This is a genomic window from Hyphococcus formosus, from assembly GCF_046736345.1.
GTDB lineage: Bacteria > Pseudomonadota > Alphaproteobacteria > Caulobacterales > Parvularculaceae > Hyphococcus > Hyphococcus formosus.
In genome coordinates this window covers 2,949,366-2,969,565 of record NZ_CP157210.1, presented here as the reverse complement: position 1 = coordinate 2,969,565, position 20,200 = coordinate 2,949,366, and the positions used below count along the sequence as shown (strand labels likewise).

Annotated in this window: 19 protein-coding genes; 5 read left to right on the top strand and 14 right to left on the bottom strand. The window is 52.3% G+C overall.

Translation table 11 applies throughout. The annotated features are described in order from the left end of the window. Positions 1–323: 323 nt before the first annotated feature. Positions 324–3,218 (bottom strand): TonB-dependent receptor plug domain-containing protein, encoded by a 2,895-nt coding sequence (locus ABFZ83_RS13860; protein ID WP_411817142.1) that lies wholly within the window; start codon positions 3,216–3,218, stop codon positions 324–326. 364 nt (positions 3,219–3,582) lie between these two features. Here ABFZ83_RS13860 and ABFZ83_RS13855 point away from each other — a divergent pair, with 364 nt between their 5' ends. Next, entirely contained in the window at positions 3,583–4,443 is an 861-nt protein-coding gene (locus ABFZ83_RS13855; protein ID WP_411817141.1) for an alpha/beta fold hydrolase, read from the top strand. Here the strand turns inward: ABFZ83_RS13855 and ABFZ83_RS13850 are convergent. The 5 genes from ABFZ83_RS13850 to cysG are packed head-to-tail and all read right to left on the bottom strand — an operon-like array spanning position 4,440 to position 8,983. Further along, the gene (locus ABFZ83_RS13850) at positions 4,440–5,186 is read right to left on the bottom strand and encodes a phosphoadenylyl-sulfate reductase (protein ID WP_411817140.1); all 747 of its coding nucleotides are present in this window, start codon (positions 5,184–5,186) and stop codon (positions 4,440–4,442) included. The genes ABFZ83_RS13855 and ABFZ83_RS13850 overlap by 4 nt on opposite strands. 9 nt (positions 5,187–5,195) lie before the next feature. After that, the gene (locus ABFZ83_RS13845; RefSeq protein ID WP_411817139.1) at positions 5,196–5,660 is read right to left on the bottom strand and encodes a DUF934 domain-containing protein; all 465 of its coding nucleotides are present in this window, start codon (positions 5,658–5,660) and stop codon (positions 5,196–5,198) included. Then, positions 5,647–7,302, bottom strand: a complete 1,656-nt coding sequence (locus ABFZ83_RS13840) for a nitrite/sulfite reductase (protein ID WP_411817138.1) — start codon at positions 7,300–7,302, stop codon at positions 5,647–5,649. The genes ABFZ83_RS13845 and ABFZ83_RS13840 overlap by 14 nt, the downstream gene beginning before the upstream one ends. After that, complete coding sequence (locus ABFZ83_RS13835; RefSeq protein WP_411817137.1) at positions 7,302–7,583, bottom strand: DUF2849 domain-containing protein; 282 nt, start codon at positions 7,581–7,583, stop codon at positions 7,302–7,304. Before ABFZ83_RS13835 ends, ABFZ83_RS13840 begins: the two co-directional genes overlap by 1 nt. Beyond that, positions 7,580–8,983 carry a siroheme synthase CysG gene (gene cysG / locus ABFZ83_RS13830; protein ID WP_411817136.1) on the bottom strand — a complete coding sequence of 468 codons (1,404 nt, stop codon included), beginning with the start codon at positions 8,981–8,983 and terminating at the stop codon, positions 7,580–7,582. The genes ABFZ83_RS13835 and cysG overlap by 4 nt, the downstream gene beginning before the upstream one ends. 266 nt (positions 8,984–9,249) lie before the next feature. Between cysG and gcvA the strand changes: the two genes are divergently transcribed. Beyond that, a complete protein-coding gene (gene gcvA / locus ABFZ83_RS13825; RefSeq protein ID WP_411817135.1) occupies positions 9,250–10,185 on the top strand; it encodes a transcriptional regulator GcvA in 936 nt (311 codons plus the stop codon). 209 nt (positions 10,186–10,394) lie between these two features. Here the strand turns inward: gcvA and ABFZ83_RS13820 are convergent, their stop codons facing one another. From ABFZ83_RS13820 to cysS, 4 genes are all read right to left on the bottom strand, one after another. After that, positions 10,395–10,826 (bottom strand): iron-sulfur cluster assembly scaffold protein, encoded by a 432-nt coding sequence (locus tag ABFZ83_RS13820; protein ID WP_411817134.1) that lies wholly within the window; start codon positions 10,824–10,826, stop codon positions 10,395–10,397. A 21-nt stretch (positions 10,827–10,847) separates the two neighbouring features. Further along, positions 10,848–11,546 (bottom strand): pirin family protein, encoded by a 699-nt coding sequence (locus ABFZ83_RS13815; RefSeq protein WP_411817133.1) that lies wholly within the window; start codon positions 11,544–11,546, stop codon positions 10,848–10,850. A 136-nt stretch (positions 11,547–11,682) separates the two neighbouring features. Next, complete coding sequence (locus ABFZ83_RS13810; RefSeq protein ID WP_411817132.1) at positions 11,683–12,702, bottom strand: TIGR00341 family protein; 1,020 nt, start codon at positions 12,700–12,702, stop codon at positions 11,683–11,685. A 3-nt stretch (positions 12,703–12,705) separates the two neighbouring features. Beyond that, the gene (cysS, locus tag ABFZ83_RS13805; RefSeq protein WP_411817131.1) at positions 12,706–14,079 is read right to left on the bottom strand and encodes a cysteine--tRNA ligase; all 1,374 of its coding nucleotides are present in this window, start codon (positions 14,077–14,079) and stop codon (positions 12,706–12,708) included. 114 nt (positions 14,080–14,193) lie between these two features. On the opposite strand from cysS, the gene hisI reads away from it, so the two are divergent. Beyond that, positions 14,194–14,604: a phosphoribosyl-AMP cyclohydrolase gene (gene hisI / locus ABFZ83_RS13800; RefSeq protein WP_411818844.1), complete on the top strand. Its 411-nt coding sequence runs from the start codon at positions 14,194–14,196 to the stop codon at positions 14,602–14,604. Here the strand turns inward: hisI and ABFZ83_RS13795 are convergent. Beyond that, positions 14,601–15,308 carry a DUF2270 domain-containing protein gene (locus ABFZ83_RS13795; protein ID WP_411817130.1) on the bottom strand — a complete coding sequence of 236 codons (708 nt, stop codon included), beginning with the start codon at positions 15,306–15,308 and terminating at the stop codon, positions 14,601–14,603. The two genes, hisI and ABFZ83_RS13795, sit on opposite strands and share 4 nt — an antisense overlap. 89 nt (positions 15,309–15,397) lie before the next feature. Between ABFZ83_RS13795 and ABFZ83_RS13790 the strand changes: the two genes are divergently transcribed. Further along, on the top strand, positions 15,398–16,753 hold the full coding sequence (locus ABFZ83_RS13790) for an MATE family efflux transporter (protein WP_411817129.1): 1,356 nt from the start codon (positions 15,398–15,400) through the stop codon (positions 16,751–16,753). Here the strand turns inward: ABFZ83_RS13790 and ABFZ83_RS13785 are convergent. Together ABFZ83_RS13785 and ABFZ83_RS13780 are read right to left on the bottom strand one after the other, a co-directional pair. Continuing rightward, complete coding sequence (locus ABFZ83_RS13785; RefSeq protein WP_411817128.1) at positions 16,750–17,796, bottom strand: quinone-dependent dihydroorotate dehydrogenase; 1,047 nt, start codon at positions 17,794–17,796, stop codon at positions 16,750–16,752. The genes ABFZ83_RS13790 and ABFZ83_RS13785 overlap by 4 nt on opposite strands. Positions 17,797–17,804: 8 nt before the next feature. After that, the gene (locus tag ABFZ83_RS13780; protein ID WP_411817127.1) at positions 17,805–18,152 is read right to left on the bottom strand and encodes a DUF952 domain-containing protein; all 348 of its coding nucleotides are present in this window, start codon (positions 18,150–18,152) and stop codon (positions 17,805–17,807) included. Positions 18,153–18,312: 160 nt separating this feature from the next. Between ABFZ83_RS13780 and ABFZ83_RS13775 the strand changes: the two genes are divergently transcribed. Next, positions 18,313–19,680, top strand: coding sequence for an SLC13 family permease (locus ABFZ83_RS13775; protein WP_411817126.1), 1,368 nt, complete (start codon positions 18,313–18,315; stop codon positions 19,678–19,680). Here the strand turns inward: ABFZ83_RS13775 and ABFZ83_RS13770 are convergent. Further along, positions 19,677–20,114 (bottom strand): tellurite resistance TerB family protein, encoded by a 438-nt coding sequence (locus tag ABFZ83_RS13770; protein WP_411817125.1) that lies wholly within the window; start codon positions 20,112–20,114, stop codon positions 19,677–19,679. The genes ABFZ83_RS13775 and ABFZ83_RS13770 overlap by 4 nt on opposite strands. Positions 20,115–20,200: the final 86 nt, after the last annotated feature.

The window sequence follows — 20,200 nt, the reverse complement described above, 5'->3', positions numbered from 1 at the left end:
TAAACCGTATTGAGAGAGGCGTGATAAAATCGTCACATCAGGAGTTAACCATTACTTAACAGCACTATATCGTGCTAAAATGTTCACTCCGTTTGGTTTTTGATCGTCAAATTAAACGAATGGGAGGACAGTTTTTAGCCATATATTGCGCAAAACTTCTTTTGACGTCGAAAAAATACCAATAAAACCCTTCGCACACGCACAAAAAAGCCGCCACCCGAGAGGGTGGCGGCCGTTCCCTTAGCTGTGACACCAAGAGGAGGTGATCGGCTTAACCTGAGGTGGAGACTCTCAGATCGACGTTAAGCCAATCGCTTTCTGCATTAGAATGTTAGACGGACACCCGCATACACGCGGCGACCGAATGGATCATAAACATCTGCTGCAGTATCTGTGCCTGTTGTGTTTCCAGGGACACCCGTAAACACATTGGCTGGTTCTTTGCCGAACACATTGTCGATACCGAAGGTCATCTCCAATGTTTCCGCGACGATTTCATAACGGAGCTGAAGGTCGTGATAGACCGCACCGTCATGTGGGAAACCGAAGAAGAAAGATCCTTCGTCATTATCGTTCACTGTGCTTGAGAACATTGTTGATTCCCACATGAAGCTCATTGGTCCAACGCTATAAAGCAAGGACGCTTGCGCTTCGTTGACCGGGATGCCCAATGTACCTTTGCCGTCAGTGAATGCTTCGAGGATCACTGATTCATACTTGAACAAACGTGTGTAGTTCGCACGCAAAGCAAGTGAACCAGCATCGCCACCAAACCAGACATCTGGCGCGCTGATATGGTCGGCGAGGTCAAGATTATAGGTCACGAAGAAATCAAGACCTGAAGTCTTCCGCGTACCCGCATTCGCCAACAGCGTGTTAACCTCTAGCAAAGCACCATTCTGTGCAGCAGTGCCCTGATCCTGACGAACCAGGCTATCACAGAACGGGCTACTTAGGTTCACACTATTGTAGCACTGGTCAATCGTGAACTGACGTCCCGGCGCAGCAACAACACCATCGATAGAGATGTTGAAGTAGTCCGCAGTCAGAACCAGATTACCCCACTCGCCAAAGTCAGGCGTGAAAATCATACCGGCTTGGTATGTTTTCGCCGTTTCTGGCGCGAGGTTTGGATTACCACCAATGAAGCCACCCGTACCCTGAATTTCAGGCTGGGTCAGGGTAAAGGAACCGGTCGCAGCAATACGAGCAGCAACTGTTGGCTCCAGACGGCAGTTTTCAGCGACAATACCAGGCGTGGTTGCCGTTACACCGTTACAAACGTCCGTAACCGTTGCAAAGGTTTCACTGTTTGGCTGGAACAGCTCACCGATATTTGGTGCACGAACCGCTTTCGCATACTGGAAGCGAAGAGCGACCAGATCATTCACAGCCCAACGCGCGTCTGCGGAATAGGCATGAGTGATTCCGGAAAGACTATAATCAGAGAAGCGGTACGCACCGCCAATTGATACGTCTTTAGCAAAGGCTGCATCTTTGATGAGCGGAATGTTCAATTCGCCGAAGAATTCATAAACGTTGAATTCACCTTCGGTGATTGGAGAAACGTTACCGCCATTTTGACCTGATTGCGAAAGCGCATCAGGAACATCAAAGCTGGACTCTTCACGATATTCACCACCAAGAGCGAAGTTCGCGCTACCTGCAGGCAACTCAAACAAAGGCCCGGTGATTGAACCAGAGATAACCTGCTGAAGGTTTTCTGCAACACGCACACCATCTGCCCGGACATAAGCCGCGGCTTCAGGTGAGATCGAACCTGCACCGATTGGGTTAAACGGCACACATCCTTCAGCAACAGCTATTGGATTTGCACAGACAATTTCCCCACCGACTTCAGTTGCGTTTAGCGCTTCGCGCAAGTTTGCAACATTGATTTGACCAGTAGAGATCTGCGTCGATGTTGATACACCGCGGTTATAGCTTACTTCCCAGCTATAATCGTCGAAGATTGTTCCGTCCAAACCAACGACAAAGCGCAGAGTGTCACGGTCCGCAGAAGCACCACGCGCGTCGATCTCAGTCAGACGACGAACGAATGGGATTTCCGCAGGAGCAACGCCGCCATTTGCGGCAATCACTGCGGCAGCAAAGCCAGGTGTGTTCTGAACAAATGGGTTCGAGAATGGAATACCGCGATTTGGATCGCCACCGAATGCGTCCGCTACATCAAACGGGAATGGCTCAATCGCCGTTGCCGTCCGAGAATTAGCATAAGTTCCCTCAAAGAACACCCGAACATTATCAGTGATCTCATAATGCGTATTCGTGCTCAAAAGGAAACGCTCGACCGGAACCGATACGCGACGGAATGCCTGACGGTTGAAACCATCAATCACGCCATCGAAATCAACAACCGATCCGTCCGGACGAACAGTAATACTACCATCTGAGAGGTTGAAACGACCCTGCTCACTGAATGATGAGAAAACAGGCTCTTGTACTTCCGCACACTCATCCAATCCGCCTTCGAAATAGCAGAGCGCTAGATCGTCAAGCAAAAGGTTGTCACGCTGATTAGCTCTTAGGCCTTTGTTGTCACTATAGGTAAAGTTGATCGTCGCGTTACCGCGACCGTCAGCAAAGTTACCACCAACGAGCAGGTTCGCGCGGTAGTTTTCACCGCCGCCAAGCCAAGTCGTGCCTCCTTGGAAGCTCGCGGAAACGCCTTCAAAGTCATCTTTAAGAATAACGTTGACGACACCCGCGAGCGCATCAGAACCGTAAATCGCCGATGCACCACCGGTCACAACGTCGATACGCTCAATCATCTCGGTTGGAATCTGGTTGAAGTCGACATTCGCCGAACCAGGCACGCCACCGACGACACGGCGACCGTTGACCAGAACCAGTGTACGGTCTTCACCGAGGTTACGAAGCTCAAGCGTGTTGATACCACCATTTGCCACGAGGAAGTTCGAGTTTGTCGATGACAAACCAGAAATACCGAAGACCGGCAAAGAGCGAAGCAGGTCAGCGGTATTCACCGCACCCGACAAATCAATAAGCGCTGCATCAACGATCGTCGTTGCCGTTGGCGCTTCTAGGTCGGAGCGAGCAATACGTGAACCCGTTACGATGATTGTGTCGTCTGACGCCTCATCGCTTTGCGCCATAACTGGCGCGGTCGTTGCGAATAATGTACTCGCAAGAATAGTTGTGCAGAGCAAACGCCCTGCGCGGTTTTTACTTACCATTTTACTTATCCCTCCAACGTTCAGGTTGTTGACCAGCAGAGAACCACTGGCAGCACAGCTAAGAGTTGCGTCCCGCCATAAGCGGTCGCATCCCATGTCCATTTGCCAGGACATTAAGTGCAAGCTATTTCTTTATTGTTTATTTAATCAATGCTTTTTCTTTACTTGATGTCTGCAAATAAAGATTTTGTGGCAAGTTTGCCACAAATGATGAATGCGCCGAATTTCGCGCCGCACAGAAATATTGATTTCGATTTTTCATATGTAATTCAAACGCATAAACAGCTTCACGTTGCTGCGCCGTTCGCCTATAAAATTTTCAACGATGCGCCCGCACACGAAAAGGCTTATTTCGATGAAGCAAATGGAAGAAAACGCTAACAATATCATATCGGTAAAAGTAACGCCGAACATTTCACTGAAGGTGCATAAGTATAGTGGCGGTTCAAAAACCCCTGTTATTTGCATTCCAGGCCTAACGCGGAACGCGCGCGATTTTGAAGAAATTGCGCCGAAGATCGCGAATGCCGGCCGGGATGTATATGTGTTCTCCCTACGCGGCCGCGCAGCTTCGGACTATGATCCGAATTACCACAATTACTTTCCCACGACTTATCGCGACGATGTTTTGACTGCGATGGAGCAATTAAACCTTGCGCAGGCAATTTTTATAGGGACCTCGCTTGGCGGGATCACCACCATGCTGGTGAATGACAACGCCCCTGACCGCGTTCGCGCAGCAATCATCAATGATGTCGGCCCAGAACTAGCGCAAGAAGGTATTAAACGAATTGAAGGTTACGTGGGCGGAACCGCCGAACCCGCAAAAGACCTTGATGAGGCTGCAGCGCGGATAAAAGCAATTAATGAGGTGGCTTTCCCTGACGCAAGCGACGAAGAATGGCGCGCGTTTGCACGCCGCACATTTCGTCAACTGGATAATGGGGAATGGATTCTCGATTATGACCCGAATATAGCGAAAGCGCTTGCAGAAAGCGGTCCCGCACCTGATCTCTGGGGGCCATTTGAAAGCCTGCGCAACACCCCAACGCTCATTATTCGCGGCGGCATAAGCGACCTACTCTCAATGGAGATCATCGAGAAAATGCGAAAAGTCCATCCGGCATTTGAATATGTCGAGGTTCCACGCGTCGGCCACGCGCCCCTACTCTCCGAGCCAGAAGCGCGCGAAGCTATTAGCGCTTTTCTAGATGCGATCGACTAACGCAAGCCGTGGATGCCGCATTCAGTTTTTGCGGCACCGCGCCAGCGTCCCGCACGAATATCGTCATCCGCACCTGCTGGATGTGTGCACGGCCAGCATCCAATAGACGGGTAGCCCTGAGCGGTTAACGGGTGCGCAGGCAATTCGTTCGCAGCGAAATAGCCGTCTATTGCCTCCTTATCCCACCGGATAAGCGGATTGACCTTGATATGGGTTGCGGTCGCCTCAAACGCCGGAAGATTAATCCTGCCGCCGCCATGAAACTGTTTGCGCCCGGTAATCCAGGCATCATATTCATTCAAAGCGTCGCCAAGCGGCTCAACCTTGCGCAATGTGCAGCATGCATCTGCGTCACGCTTCCAGAGATCGCCCTTTGGATCACGCGCAGCGACTTCTTCCTTACCCGGATGAATATCAATCACGTTTGTCAGCCCAAGCTGCGCCGCCAGCTTTTTGCGATAGCTTAACGTCTGCGCAAAATGCTTTTCAGTATCGAGAAAGACAACGGGAAGATCCTTGTCGATCTGGGCCGCGAGGTACAAAAGCACTGCCGATTCGGCTCCAAAAGACGATACAAGCGCGATACGCCCCTTGAACTCATCGGTGATCGCAACACGCAGAATTTCGAGCGCCTCCGCACTTGAATATTGCATCGCCAACCGGCGCGCACGCACGGTTAGCGCCGTATCGTTTGCAATATCAGCGACGGCCGTAAGCCGGGCATTCGTAGCAGATGCGCTCATGATAAATTCCTATGCTGCAGCGGCGCGAGACAACCGACGACGCCAAACTGGCGCAGTATCATCGGCTGCACCTTGATAGGCTAAAGAGAATTCGGACAACGCATCATTTGCACCGGCAACATCCTCGCCGGCAAATTCGAAAGCGTCGAAACCGCACCGAACCATGAACGCAATCTGATCACGCTGTACGTCACCACGCGCGCGGATTTCGCCAGTATAGCCATAACGCTCACGCAGGACGCGCGCCTGCGAAAATGCGCGGCCATCGGCGAATGAAGGAAATGACAGAATAATCACGCTAAAACCACTGAGGTCTTGCGCAACATCAGAAAGCGCCACGTCATTATCCAATACTAATGCCGTCGCCCCGGTAAATCCGGTCGGATTTTCCCGCCACTCCGCCAAAGTCACTTCTTCAAGCGGTTCCGCCAATGTCGGCAAGAGACGGTCTTTTGAAAATTTAAGCAGCGTCATAAAGCGCCTCCTTGAAGGGATCGGCACCAAGGCGCCGATATGTGTCTAAAAATCGTTCATTGTCCTGACGGTTCTTGCGATAAAAATTCACAAGATTTTCTACCGCATCGACAACTTGTTCGGATGACAATCCACGTCCGGCAATCTCGCCAATTGATGCGTCTTCCGCACCGGAGCCGCCAAGCGTGACCTGATAAAACTCTTCGCCTTTTTTATCGACGCCGAGAATACCGATATGGCCTGCATGGTGATGACCACAGGCATTAATACAGCCCGAAATCTTGATCTTCAGCTCACCCAACTCTTCTTGCTGCTCAAGATCGGCAAAGCGCTCGGAAATTCGCTGCGCGACCGGAATAGACCGCGTATTGGCTAGCGAACAATAATCAAGGCCAGGGCAAGCAATAATATCGCTGACAAGACCAATATTCGCCGTCGCAAGATCCGCCGCCTTGAGGGCACGCCAGACCGCATAGAGGTCATCTTTTTTGACATGTGGCAGAACGAGATTTTGTTCATGCGTAACGCAAACTTCGTCAAGCGAGTATTGCTCAGCGATTTCTGCAACCGCTTCCATTTGCGAATCGGTAATGTCTCCCGGTATGCCGCCGATTGGCTTGACCGAAATATTGACGATTGAATATCCGGATGCCTTGTGTGCCGCGAGATTTGTTTTGGCCCAACGCGCAAATTCTGGCTCTTCAGATGCGCGAGTCTCAAAGGCTGTGCTTGTCGCTGGGAGCGGTTCGAAATCCGGCGCTGCAAAGTAAGCGTGAATCCGCTCAACTTCCTCGCGCGGCAGGTCAATGCCTGAATCTTTGATCGCGTTCCATTCCGCCTCGACAGCGTTGGTAAAGTCGTTAATGCCTTCTGCGTTCACAAGGATCTTGATACGCGCCTTATATTTATTGTCGCGTCGGCCTTGCTGATTATAAACGCGCAAGATTGCCTCGAGGTAGGATAGCAGATGCCTCTTCGGCAAAAACGCTCTTACCGTTTGCCCCACATAAGGGGTGCGCCCAAGACCACCGCCAACAAATACTTCGAAACCCGTTTCGCCGGCGTCGTTTTTATATAGACGAAGCCCAATATCGTGGAATTTGACGGCTGCACGGTCGCGATCAGCAGCAGTCACTGCAATCTTGAACTTACGTGGCAAATACGAAAATTCAGGATGAAAGGTCGACCACTGACGAATCATTTCCGCATAAGGGCGCGGGTCCTCGACCTCTTCTGCCGATGCGCCAGCATATTGATCCGACGTCGTATTACGAATGCAATTCCCTGACGTTTGAATTGCGTGCATTTCAACTTCGGCAAGCTCATCAAGAATGTCAGGCACATCAACGAGCGCGGGCCAGTTAAACTGTATATTCTGGCGCGTCGTCAGGTGACCGTACCCTTTATCATAGGTGCGGGCGATATGTGCGAGTTTACGTAGTTGCTTTCCGTTTAGCGTTCCATAAGGGATCGCCACGCGCAGCATGTAAGCGTGTAACTGCAGATAAACGCCGTTCATGAGCCGCAATGGCTTAAATTGCTCCTCGGTCAGCTCACCGGATAATCGGCGATTGACCTGACCCCGAAACTGCGAAACGCGCTCAGCGACGAGAGTCGCATCAAATTCATCATAACGATACATTAGACACCTGCCTGATAACCGAGGTCGCGACGGACAGTCGGACCCGCCCGGCGGATCGATTCCCGCAATGTTTCACGGCCAACCAATTGGCCCTCATCATCGACATCAATTAGATAAACATCCGCAATTTCATGGACCTGCGCCTGCGCACGCTCGAGCGCGCTACCGGCTTCAGCATCCGCATATCGCACGGCATCTTCCAACGCCGGCACCCACTGCCCGGCGCTATTAAAGAAAACAACCGCACCATCAGATAAACGATTTCCTGTTATGACCTTCACGCCACAAGCCTTTCTTTCTGTGCGATCGCTAAAAGTGTTTCGCCATCGGCAAGCGCGGCCACTTCTCCGATCACCAAAAGCGCCGGCCCGATAACTGAGCCCGCGTCAATCAATTGACCAAGCTGACCGAGCGTTCCTTTAATGATTTTTTGATCCGCACGCGTCCCTTTTTCGATCACGGCGACGGGCGTTGAAGCCTCGCGCCCATGCGCGATCAATTTCGCGCCGATAGAATCGGCTTTGGACACACCCATATAAACAACGAGCGTATTTTTGAGAGCTGCAAGCGCAGACCAATCAAGATCAGGTTCTCCCTCGCCTTTGGCGTGCCCGGTAACAAATGTCACCGCTTGGGAATGGTCACGATGCGTCAGGGCCATATTCGCCGCCGCCGCACAGCCAGCGGCCGCAGTAATGCCCGGCGTTGTGAAAACGGGAATACCTGCCGCACGTACCGTTTCTAATTCCTCACCGCCACGACCGAAAATGAATGGATCACCGCCCTTCAAGCGGACGACCATTTTTCCTTCTCGCGCGAACGCAACGAGTCTCGCTTCGATTTCATCTTGGGGAACGGCATGATTTGCTTTTGCCTTACCGACGTAAAAGCGTTCTGCATCACGTCTGGCCAGCGCAAGAATGTCGTCGCTGACCAATCGGTCGTACAGAATCACGTCTGCCCGCTGCAAAAGGCGCAAAGCTTTGATCGTCAATAAATCCGGATCACCTGGTCCAGCGCCAACGATATGAACAACGCCTTCGCGAGCCTCACTCGCCGGACGGTTGATAAGCGCCAACATTGCTTCATGGGCACCGGCCTCATCCCCAGTCAAAACCTGCGCCGCAATCGGACCTTCGAAAAACCGCTCCCAGAACTGTCGGCGCTCGCTTTCATTTATTTTCGACTTCACTGCGTCGCGATATTGATCTGCAAAATCGGCGAGTGATCCAACTTTAGATGGCAGTAACGCCTCTATGTCGGCGCGTAGCTTGCGACCCAATACTGGCGCTGCACCGTCAGTGGAGATTGAAATGGTCACGCGGCCGCGGTCGATAATCGATGGGGTGGTAAAGTCGCAATATTCCGGCCGGTCAACCACATTGACGAGAACCCCCGCAATGCGCGCAGCCTCCACCCAGCGTTCGACCTGATCATTCGCGCCCTCGGCGATAAAGACCAAAACTGATGCTTCAATGTCGGCCACGACCGGTGCCCGTTCGATAAGCCGAGCCTTACCTTTCAATGCCGATTTCGTCTCACGGCTTAGTTTTTCTCCGATGACCGTCAGTGTCGCACCAGCCGTCACCATCAGCCGTGCTTTGGCCAACGCGCTAGCGCCGCCGCCAATAATCAGCACCGGCCGGTCGTCCAAGGAGATATAGGCAGGGAATCTATTCATTTAGTTTTTCTAATCCAATGACATCATTGTGCGTGATAAGCTCTGCGCGATGACGGCAAGCTATTCACCAAGCTGATTGAGCTCAATCGAATTATTCTGGCTTAAACATTAGGATTTCTGCGTGGAGTCCGTAAAAGCCGCAGAAACCCTAACCTATTAGATGCTCTATCAATCACGTCACGTCTCGGTGATCGCGAAAATAGAACTTGAAATATTAGCTTTTCTATTGAATTATCCGGCGCGAAATCGGATGGAGAGCGGGTATAATGAAGCAATTACCGCCATTGAATGCGCTTAGAGTGTTTGAAGCGGCAGCTCGGCACTTAAGTTTCACTAAAGCAGCTGAGGAACTACACGTCACACCAGGCGCGGTTAGTCAGCAAATCAAGGCTTTAGAAGACTTTCTACAAACCCCGGTCTTTCGTCGCCATAAAAGAGCGTTGTTGCTGACGGACGAAGCACAGGCGAGTTTGCCGATCCTGCGCGAAGGTTTTGATAAGCTGGTCGAAGCGGGCGACATCCTTGCGAAGAAAGCAGATGCGGGTCGCCTTACTGTTTCGGTCGCGCCTTCTTTTGCTTCGAAATGGCTCGTTCCGCGCCTTGACCGCTTTCAAGAAGAACATCCCGACATCGACGTCTGGGTTTCCGCTGACATGAATGTCGTCGACTTCGCCGTTGACGATGTGGACGTCGCTATTCGCTATGGGCCGGGCAGTTATGATGGCCTGGTGACTGAACATTTGATGGCAGAGAAAATCGTACCGGTCGCCAGCCCACAATTATTGACCGGAGACAATCCACTGAAAAAGCCGAGCGATTTAATCAATCACACCCTCCTTCACGACTCGAGCACCGAGAAAGACCCGGGCTGCCCGACTTGGCCTATGTGGCTGAAAGCGGCAGGGGTTTCTCACAAAGAAGGGGAGCGCGGTCTTAAATTCAATCAATCCAGTCTCGTTATCGAAGCTGCTGTTGCGGGCAAGGGTGTTGCGCTCGCAAAAGCAGCGCTGGCACTGGCTGACCTTGAAGCCGCACGACTGGTCATTCCATTTGACCTAACGACACCATCTGAATTCTCATATTACGTCGTACACCCACCATCGAAATCATCTTCGCCAGCAGTTAAAGCATTCAAAGCGTGGGTATTGAAAGAAGCTGCTGAAAGCGTCGAAGCGAGCGACACACAAGAAGCAGCAGCTTAGAAAAATTTGGCGCCTGCATCGTGGGGGGGGACAACACAGGCGCCGTTCAAGCGACCCCAGGTTGGGGGAGAGAAAGTGGGGCCGCCCTAATACATGGTGAAAATGACCTTCACGGCGCGATAATCAAGGGACGCTTAGATGACAAAGCCGTTAGTGTCCTGAGAGCGCGCTTGAAGAATAAATCCGTCCACGACTTTCAATGTCCGGAACTATATTTCCGACAATTGATCAAGGCAGTCACAAACGGCTTCAAAGACAAGCATTGTAGAGGCATGTCTTTGCGGATAGTCCCGGATCGGCTCGAGCATCGCGAGGTCCGTCCACCGCTCTGATTTAGGTGGCGAACCCCCTTCTTTCAACATCGCGCGCATTTGGTCGCGGATTTCATATAGTTCTGCGGTCTGCGCACCGATAATATTTCTCGCCACAATTGACGCTGCCGCCTGGCCTAAGGCGCAAGCCTTCGCTTCCATTCCGAATTCGGAAACGCGGCCATCTTTCACGCTAAGGTCAACCGTCACCTCAGACCCGCAAATTCGACTGACTTTTGTGGCTGTTGCTTGCGGCGCAGGGAGACGCTGGGCCGCAGGAATATCGGCCGCAGCGTCAAGAATACCGCCACTATAAAGATCGCTTATCATGGCCGTATATGTGGCGCCTTTTTACGGCAAATCAAACAGAAGAATTTTACTGTCTGCCATTGCCGTAAATTCGACGCTTTCTTCATCGGATATTTTCGCGCCATCGCCCGGATGCATTACCGTTCCCTCGCGCAGTTCAATGCCGCCTTTTGCGACTTGCAACCAACCAAAGCGACCCTTTGCGAATTGATACTTGAGCGAAGTGCCCTCCTTTACATTGGACGCATACAGCTCAGCGTCTTGCAGTATCTTGAACGAACCATCACGCCCGTCAGGAGATGCAATCAACTTCAATTCACCATTTTTAGCCTCGCCCAGAACCCGTTCCTCATAGCGCGGTTCAGTGCCTGTCTGATTTGGCTCAATCCAAATTTGATAAAGGTACAATGGCGCTGATTGTGACGCATTAAACTCGCTGTGAGTCACTCCGCGTCCAGCGGACATGTATTGGACCATACCCGGCGTAATGACACCGCCACCACCAGTCGAATCCTTATGCGCTAACTGCCCTTCGAGAACATAGGTGATAATTTCCATATTCTGATGGGGATGGGGCGGAAAACCCGCACCCGGATTAATTCGGTCTTCGTTCATGACGCGCAATGACCGGAAACCCATATGCTCAGGGTGGTAGTAATTCGCAAAAGAAAATGTGTGCCTTGCGTCGAGCCACCCATGATTGGCATGGCCGCGGTCAGCGTTTTTACGAATTAAAATCATAAAACCTCCTCGCCGCGCACCCTTGGGTCGCAGCAAACTACAACAAAATGTCGGTGGATGCGGGAGATATATGTACCAAAAACGCTTTTTAAACGCACATCAACGGGATGCCCGTTCACGAATTTGCGAATTGATTCTAGCCGCCAACGCCGGGAACATCAGGCATTGATCCAGTTGGCGCAAAAACAATAATTGCAATTAACGCCACAAGCATGATCCCCAATATCAACATATTAAGGCGCGCAGCTTTGCCGGCTTGCTTTTTCTCCAGCCACGTTCTGGGCCGAATACCTTTGTAGAAATATACGATCTGCGCGGCGATCATGATGCAGACCACATTGACCGACAATAATAGGACCGACCGCCCAAAATATTCGAACTCACCGGCCCCCAGAAAAATCCCAGCCGCTGCCGCTGGCGGCAATAGCGCCACCGCAACCATAACCCCGACAAGCGCCGCAGAAATCCCTGTGACGATCGAGAGCGCCGCCGCCACACCGGCAGCCAACGCCAAAACCAGCGAATCGAGCCCCGCAACCGTTCGGCTCATAAGCTCTTGGCTTTCGTAATTCACGCCTAGCCATAAGCCCATCAAAACAGAGGTCAGCAAACCTAAACTCAGGCCCGCAACCGCATTCCGCCCGGCGCGCGATAACAATTTGAAATCACCTAATGCGATCGCCAACGTAACCGCCAAAATCGGACCAAGCAGCGGCGCGATCACCATTGCGCCGATAACTGCGGCTACATTATCCGCATGAAGACCGAGCGCCGCCACAATGGTCGATACGAAGGTCAGAACAAAAAAGTCAGAACTAAGCGCGGCACCTGATGCCACGTCTTCGTAGATTTCTTCGCGCAATGCGCGTTTTTCTTTTTTCCGCTTTTCTTCTTTTAGCTCGTCATCCTCTTCAATTTGCGGTGCGGTCGCCTCGACCGGCAAGACCAGAATCCGCCAATCATCGCTATCGCTGCATATCTCCTGAAGCTCATCGACGAGTGATTGCGCACCGCTGACCGCGAAGAACGCGCGCAACACAATTCTGTCTTTTTCTTCTTTTTCCGAAAATCTCCAATGCGCCGGTTCGCATTCTTCAACGACGGATTTTACTTTGTCCAAGTGATCCGCCGGAAAAATCGCTTCTATAAGGCGCATAGATTATTCTTTTCGCCAAGTGGCTCCTTGTGGGCCATCTTCGATGACGATTCCCTTCTCGGCGAGCATATCACGAATTTCATCAGCACGCGCAAAATTCTTTGCTTTTCGTGCCTCAGCACGTTCCAAAAGCAGCGCATCAATTTCTTCGGCGCTTGGCCCATCTGCCGATATGCCTTTAAACCATCGCCGCGGCTCTTCGTTTAAAAAGCCCATCAATCGACCGGCATTGCGAAGATCGCGAAGAGCCTCTTTGCGGGCGTCACCGTCCAACTGGCTTGCCTTGTCACGCAACTCATGAAGCGCGGCGATTGCCTCTGGCGTATTCAAATCATCTTCGAGCGCGAAAATCACTGCGTCCGGTGCGTTCTCATGTGTGTCATCGAACTCTATATCTTCGAGCAGTCGGTAAAAGCGATCGAGCTGCTTTTTGGATTGACGCAACAACTCCTCGGTCCACTCAAGCGGTTGCCGGTAATGCGCTGAAAGAAGCGCCCAGCGTACCACCTCCCCCGGCCATTGTTCCAATAGATCATGCGCCAAGACGACATTGCCAAGCGATTTTGACATTTTATCGCTTCCCATACGGAGGAAACCATTATGCATCCAATAGCGCGCCAGTGGCGCACCGTGATGCGCGCAGGCAGATTGGGCAATCTCGTTCTCATGATGCGGGAAGCGGAGGTCCTGACCACCGCCATGAATGTCGATCGTTTCCGCCAATTCCTGACGGATCATAACAGAGCATTCCAAATGCCATCCGGGTCTGCCGCGCCCCCAAGGCGAATCCCAGCCCGGCTCGTCATCGGCAGACGGTTTCCACAACACAAAATCAGCCGGATTTTTTTTATAGGGTGCCACTTCCACGCGGGCACCCGCTAACATTTCCTCGCGATCGACACCGGAAAGCTCTCCGTACGCGTCATAGCTATCGATGGAAAACAAGACATGACCATTCGCGGCATAGGCGGCATCGGCCTCGACCAGCTTTTCGAGCATTGCGATCATACCATCAATGTTTGCGGTCGCAGTCGGTTCTTTATTCGGCAGGATAACGCCAAGCGCGCCCATATCATCGCGATAGATTCGAGCAAATTTTTCGGTAATCTCGTTGATCGGTTCGCCGGTTTCCTTTGATGCTTTGATAATCTTGTCATCAATATCGGTGATATTGCGGGCATAGACCACGTGATCGGCCCCATAGCGATTCCGCAATACCCGAAACAGCAAATCAAAAGCGACGGCGGATCGCGCATTGCCAATATGTGCGTAACTATAAACCGTCGGACCGCAGACATAGAGCGTAACCCGATTTGGGTCCGCAGGCTCGAACACCCGCTTTTCTCTGGTCATGCTATCGTAAATTCTTAACGCCATTGGCCTGCTCTTTCGCTTTTATGGTTTGCTAGCCGGACCGGCGCAGGGACGCAACATTCTATCCGGGCGAGGAAAATGACTTTCCACAAACCTCATTATCGTTATGTTGCGCGAATGACCGATGAAAGCCACTTTGCCGACCGCGACGCGCTGGACGAGAAAATCGACGAATCGCGCGTTTTTGCACCGAAATTTGACGATACGGGGCTGATCCCTGTGGTCGTGTCCGATGCTGACAATGGCCAGCTTTTGATGGTCGCTTATATGAACCGCGAAGCCCTCAAAAAAACCATAGACACTGGTGAGGGGTGGTATTGGTCGCGGTCGCGCCAAGAATTCTGGCGAAAAGGGGCAACTTCTGGCCACACCCAGAAAGTCGTCGAGATCCGGACCGACTGCGATCAGGATGTCATTCAACTGATTGTCGAACAGACGGGCGCTGCCTGCCACACAAATCGGCGCTCATGCTTTTACCGGATCGTGAAAAAGGGTGACGGGTTCAGGTTAGAATTCGCCGGCGACTAACCCATCCCGCCGACACCATCGCGGGTTTTATGTTTACGGGTGTCTAGAATGTGGGTCCATAACGCCAAGGTGACCCAGGAACCATGAAAAACCACGCCAAAAAGAAATATGAGCGTGCCGTTAAATGGACCAACGGCCATCCGATCCACAAATTCACCAAATGTATTTAATGGCGTCGGGTGGATGATAATTTTCCCGCAATAGGAAACTGCCTGAAAACTGAATATCCACATATAATTTCGCCGTAAGCGCCGCCCCATCGCGCGCCAAAATCCGATATGATATTCCGGCGTCAGGTAATCGCTCGCTAATACGTCCTGCCACTCGCCCGGCTCTGGCCGCGTTGAGCGAAAGAGCATCGGCGCGTAGAAGTTTGTCTCAATCCACCGACAGCGGGCCCGCCACACATTGAAAAAGCGATAGCGCCGCGATTCCAATATCAGGAACATACAGATCAAAATACCGACCAGTAAAAGCGGCAATGGCGAAGCATTGGGCGATGCATAGGTCACCGACAGCGCAATCCCCAAAGTGACGACCGACCAATTTGTCGTATTGTCCAGACGTGTCCGCCAAATTGTGGAACGGTAGACTTCACCGCGATAGAGATGCGCAAGCGCACCAATTTCCGCGCTGTCGAATTCGTTCCCGGTCCCGCCGGGCGGCGATTGCCAATGTTCCCAATCTTCTCTCACATTGACCATTCTTCACGGTTTCCCCATCGCCAGCAAGAGCATTGATTGTTTGTCCGGCGGTTATGGTCATGGCTCGATTGGCAATATAGACAGACCTGATGAATCAAATCGCCACCGATATCACCTACAGAAAAATCCTGCGTTTGGCCTGGCCCGCCTCTGTGGCCGCTTCGGTTACACCATTATTGGGCGCGGTTGATGTGTGGGCATTGGCCCAATCTTCGCGGCCACTCGATATTGCGGCGGTTGGCTTGGGGTCCGTAATATTCTCGCTCGCCTATTGGACATTTGGCTTCATCCGGATGAGCGTCGCTGGCCTGACCGCGCAAGCAGCCGGTGCCGAGGACGAGAGCGAAACGCGCGCAGTCCTAATTCGAGGCGGGTTGATCGGCGGCGTCATCGGGTTGTTTTTAACCGCGCTCCAACTGCCGATCGGTGATTTCGCATTCTTGCTATTAGGCACAGGGTCAGAGGCAAGCGCTGCGACGCTGAACGCTGGACGGGAATATTTCGAAATCAGAATCTGGGGGGCACCTTTCGCGCTAGCTTCCTACGCCGCTTTTGGTTGGCTCACTGCACGTGGGCGCACGGATTTCCTCATGATCGCCAGTGTGTTCATGACGGTGCTCAATATCATTCTCGATTACTGGTTCGTGGTTGGGCTTGATTGGGGCGCAGCTGGCGTTGCCTCTGGAACCTTAATCGCGGAAATCGCCGGTTTCTTTGTTGCGGCCAGCTTAGTCGTGATCGTTTTAAATGATCATGGCGGAATTAAATGCCACTGGAACCTCAAGGACATTCGCGACCCGCTCCGCATCAAGCGAACTGTTGCTATCAATTTCGATATTTTTGTCCGTACACTGTTGCTCGCATTTTCATTTGCGTGGTTTGTCCAGCGCGGTGGCGCTTTTGGTGATGTGACGCTGGCGGCAAATCAAGTTTTGCTACAGCTATTCCTGTTTACTGGCCTCGCCTTGGACGGAACTGCCATCGCCGCAGAAACCTTGGTGGGACAGGCGGCTGGCGCACGCAACCGATCACTGGCGCAAGAGCGATATCATATTGCCGTTCGAAAAACTTTCATTCTGGCTGGAATTGCTGCGGTTGGTTTTGTGGTGTTTTACGCACTCGCCGGAGATGCGATCATTGCCCTTTTGACGCCGGAAGGTTCGATCCGCGCGACAACGAAAGCGTTCATGCCATGGGTGGTTATAAGCCCGCTTATTGTCGTCATCGGTTTCCAACTCGACGGCATCTTCATTGGCGCGACCCGATCAAAAGAAATGCGGGATTCGATGATTATATCGACGATGATTTTCATCCCGGCGTCGCTCTGGCTCGCCGGGCGTTTTGACAATCACGGCCTGTGGGCTGCGTTTTCTTTGTATTTTCTTTTACGCGCCGCTACCCTTGCAGTTTGGTTGCCGCGTATTGGTCGTTCTTTCGCGACCTAAGAATGACCCGCGCCGATGGCTTCGTTGATCGTGCGGAAACCATCTTTGTCGAGATATCCAATCAGATCGTCAATGATCTGTGGAACCAACGCCGGCCCTTCGTAGATCAATGCGGTGTAAAGCTGAACAAGGCTGGCACCACCAAGAATTTTTTCGTATGCGTCGCGTGCGGATGATATTCCGCCAACGCCTATCAGCGGAATGACACCGCCAACTTCCTGATAGAATTCGCGCAATAACGCTGTCGATGGCGCAAAAAGAGGCCGACCCGAAAGCCCGCCAGCTTCGGGCGCGGAATGACTGCGCAAGGATTCAGGACGCGCGATCGTTGTATTGGAAACAATCAGCGCATCAAGCGCCAGTTTCTGCGCGATCTCGGCGATATCCGCTTTATCCTCATCAGCGAGGTCTGGTGCGATTTTAAGGAAAACCGGCGTATCGGGCGAAGCTTCGTTTCGCGCATTCTGAACGCGCGTCAATAGATCGCTAAGTGCAGATTTATCTTGAAGGGTTCTTAGTCCCGGCGTGTTCGGAGAGGAAATATTGACGGTGTAAAAGTCAACAAGGCCAGCCAGCCCCTTTACACCTGTCACATAATCTTCGGTGCGGTCTTCACTATCTTTGTTGGCACCAAGATTAATACCGATTATGCCGCGGCGTTCGCGAGACCGCAAACGCCCTGCTATAACCTCCAGGCCATCATTATTGAAACCATAACGATTGATCACCGCAGCGTCGTCGCGCAACCGAAAAACGCGGGGCTTAGAATTCCCAGCTTGCGGGCGCGGCGTTACTGCACCCACCTCGACAAAACCAAATCCCATATTGAGCATGGCATTCGGTACTTCCGCGTTTTTATCAAAGCCCGCGGCCAATCCTAGAGGGTTGGGGAATGACAATCCCGCCACATTGATTTCAAGCCGTGGCGTTTCCTTTGAGGCGCGCGGCCCCAATCCTGTCTTGAGCGCCATAACAGTCATGCGATGCGCCGTTTCAGGGTCCAATAACCCCATCGCCCGCGCGCCGAGATCGGCAATCATCATTGGCGCTCTCACAAACATTCTCCAAACTTAAATCCGTCCGGCGTATCTATTAGGCGGACGACGCGCGCAATATCAGCAGCTTTCAAGGGGGCATATAAATGCGGAAATTTTTCGCCGCGTTTGGGGGCCAATTCGAACTTCACAAATTCAGCGATGGGCGCGATTGGTATCTCCAAAAGCAGCAAGTCATCGTGTCCTGCGAAATGAATATTAGCGGTCTCTAAAGCCTGCGATTTTGTGGAAAGATGCATATAGCCATCTTTCACATCAATATCGCGTTGCGGCACTGAACCGGTTTCTTGAGCGGAACGCCATTCCGCCTCAGTCGCAATTCGGTAAACCACCGAGGTTGTCATATCATTGTCCATGGACCAACGGCCTAGCGCGCAGCGCCTTGCCGGTCCAGAGGATTGTCGCGATTGGTGATTTTTTTGCGCTCTTACTAGCCACAACAAATTGAATCTAAGCGCTTCTTCAATCTAGACAGCGTTTAGCGATTCCGGCAGATGTTCTACTATGAGGACATTTCGAATTTTGCTGGGCGTCATCATCGCCTGCGCGGCGGGGCTTACATCATATAGTGTCGGATTACCGCGAGAAATCGTAGCGACGATAACCATTACCGCACTTACCGCAGTCTGGTGGGTGACAGAAGCCCTGCCCATTCCCGCAACCTCGCTAGTGCCTTTTGCGCTGTTTCCACTCGCGGGAGTGATGGATCAACGGGAAACCGCATCGGCCTTGGGCAGTTATGTCATCGTCCTCTTGATGGCGTCATTCATGCTGTCAAAAGCGCTGGAAAAGTCCGGCGTCCATGAGCGTTTGGCACTTTATATGATCCGGATCGTCGGCACCTCCGGACGGCGACTGGTCCTCGGCTTTATGATCGCCGCTGGTATCCTTTCGATGTGGATTTCAAATACAGCCACGACATTGATGCTCAGCACAATGGCACTTGCCATTCTTACCCAGGCCGAAAACAAGAAATTGGCGACACCATTATTGTTGGGAATCGCCTATGCCGCATCTTTTGGCGGAACCGCCACGCTTATTGGCACCCCGCCAAATTTGATCTTTGCGGACGCCTATTTCAAAGCAACCGGGTCTGAATTGTCATTTTTAAGCTGGATGAAAATCGGCGTGCCCATCGTCGTCATTGGAATTCCAATCATGGGCCTTTGGCTCACCCGGTCGATGGGCGGTATCAAAACACCAGAATTCCAAGAACTCGGGCCGTGGCGCATCGAAGAGAAACGAACGCTTATCATATTCGCGATTGCCATCACCTTATGGATCACCCGCATTGAGCCCTTTGGGGGCTGGGCCGGGCTGCTCGGAATGGAAGGCGCGGGGGATTCGACCGTCGCGATTTTCGCGGTGATTCTTATGTTCTTGGTCCCCAACGGCAAAGGCGGTGCCATTCTCGATTGGAAACATGCGGTCGATATTCCTTGGGGTATGCTTCTATTGTTTGCAGGCGGTATTTGTATCGCCGCTGGATTTCGTGCGAGCGGTCTCGATATTCTTCTTGGGGAGCAGCTAACCGGCCTGACCAGCGCGCCGGTGTTCTTGATGATGATCGGGCTATGTCTGTCGGTGACGTTCCTTACGGAAATCACCTCCAATACAGCAACGGCAAATCTACTCATGCCGCTATTGGCCGCCGTCGCTATGGGCGCAGGCATCAAACCAGAATTACTAATGATCCCAGCCGCAATTTCTTGCTCATGCGCATTTATGCTGCCGGTTGCGACGGCACCGAATGCGATCATTTATGGTACGGGGAAAGTCTCAATCGCCAGTATGGCGCGCGAAGGCGCAATCTTGAACGTGATTGTCGCCTTCATCGTCGCTGGCGTGTGCTGGCTTGCAATGGCGGCCTAAGCGCCTGCATCAGTGGCCGTCATATGCCGCGCCCGCGCGGCATGATCAATCGCTTGCGCGCCTTCATCAGAAACCTTGAGCGCATTCCGGATGAGTTCAAGCACGCGGATCTCGGTCATATCGAGATTTTCATCTGCGGTTATGACCTCGACCACCGCAGCATAGGCAGTTTCGGCCAAATGTTCTGGCAGCGCCGCTGCGGCAGCCTCAAGCACTTTATGAAGGCCGCCCTCAGACGACATCAGTCCACCACAGGCTTCGGCCGTTTTCACCAGCCCACTCTCATCCGCGTCGGAAAATAGCGGAAATGACCGAACGACGCGGCCAATCGTGCGTAATTCCTCGTCCTTGATCACACCATCAGACGCAGAAGCCATAACCATCAGATAAATGACGGCTTCTTGCGGGGTTAAGGCGGCTGGCCCTGTTGCCATGAATAAGCTCCTGAATTTCGGACAGCCCTCACCGCATGAGAGCCAATAAGCCGGAAGCTAGCCGCGGATAGGTCAAACGGCAACCA

What these genes read in the sequence shown, in the direction of transcription:
- ABFZ83_RS13855 (WP_411817141.1), top strand. Translation starts at nt 3,583, where the DNA reads ATGGAAGAAAACGCTAACAATATCATATCGGTAAAAGTAACGCCGAAC.
- ABFZ83_RS13810 (WP_411817132.1), bottom strand. Translation starts at nt 12,702, where the DNA reads ATGCGCCTTATAGAAGCGATTTTTCCGGCGGATCACTTGGACAAAGTA.
- ABFZ83_RS13860 (WP_411817142.1), bottom strand. Translation starts at nt 3,218, where the DNA reads ATGGTAAGTAAAAACCGCGCAGGGCGTTTGCTCTGCACAACTATTCTT.
- ABFZ83_RS13790 (WP_411817129.1), top strand. Translation starts at nt 15,398, where the DNA reads ATGAATCAAATCGCCACCGATATCACCTACAGAAAAATCCTGCGTTTG.
- hisI (WP_411818844.1), top strand. Translation starts at nt 14,194, where the DNA reads ATGACCGATGAAAGCCACTTTGCCGACCGCGACGCGCTGGACGAGAAA.
- ABFZ83_RS13775 (WP_411817126.1), top strand. Translation starts at nt 18,313, where the DNA reads ATGAGGACATTTCGAATTTTGCTGGGCGTCATCATCGCCTGCGCGGCG.
- ABFZ83_RS13840 (WP_411817138.1), bottom strand. Translation starts at nt 7,302, where the DNA reads ATGTATCGTTATGATGAATTTGATGCGACTCTCGTCGCTGAGCGCGTT.
- ABFZ83_RS13780 (WP_411817127.1), bottom strand. Translation starts at nt 18,152, where the DNA reads ATGACAACCTCGGTGGTTTACCGAATTGCGACTGAGGCGGAATGGCGT.
- ABFZ83_RS13785 (WP_411817128.1), bottom strand. Translation starts at nt 17,796, where the DNA reads ATGATGATTGCCGATCTCGGCGCGCGGGCGATGGGGTTATTGGACCCT.
- ABFZ83_RS13820 (WP_411817134.1), bottom strand. Translation starts at nt 10,826, where the DNA reads ATGATAAGCGATCTTTATAGTGGCGGTATTCTTGACGCTGCGGCCGAT.
- ABFZ83_RS13795 (WP_411817130.1), bottom strand. Translation starts at nt 15,308, where the DNA reads ATGGTCAATGTGAGAGAAGATTGGGAACATTGGCAATCGCCGCCCGGC.
- ABFZ83_RS13850 (WP_411817140.1), bottom strand. Translation starts at nt 5,186, where the DNA reads ATGAGCGCATCTGCTACGAATGCCCGGCTTACGGCCGTCGCTGATATT.
- cysG (WP_411817136.1), bottom strand. Translation starts at nt 8,983, where the DNA reads ATGAATAGATTCCCTGCCTATATCTCCTTGGACGACCGGCCGGTGCTG.
- ABFZ83_RS13815 (WP_411817133.1), bottom strand. Translation starts at nt 11,546, where the DNA reads ATGATTTTAATTCGTAAAAACGCTGACCGCGGCCATGCCAATCATGGG.
- gcvA (WP_411817135.1), top strand. Translation starts at nt 9,250, where the DNA reads ATGAAGCAATTACCGCCATTGAATGCGCTTAGAGTGTTTGAAGCGGCA.
- ABFZ83_RS13770 (WP_411817125.1), bottom strand. Translation starts at nt 20,114, where the DNA reads ATGGCAACAGGGCCAGCCGCCTTAACCCCGCAAGAAGCCGTCATTTAT.
- cysS (WP_411817131.1), bottom strand. Translation starts at nt 14,079, where the DNA reads ATGGCGTTAAGAATTTACGATAGCATGACCAGAGAAAAGCGGGTGTTC.
- ABFZ83_RS13845 (WP_411817139.1), bottom strand. Translation starts at nt 5,660, where the DNA reads ATGACGCTGCTTAAATTTTCAAAAGACCGTCTCTTGCCGACATTGGCG.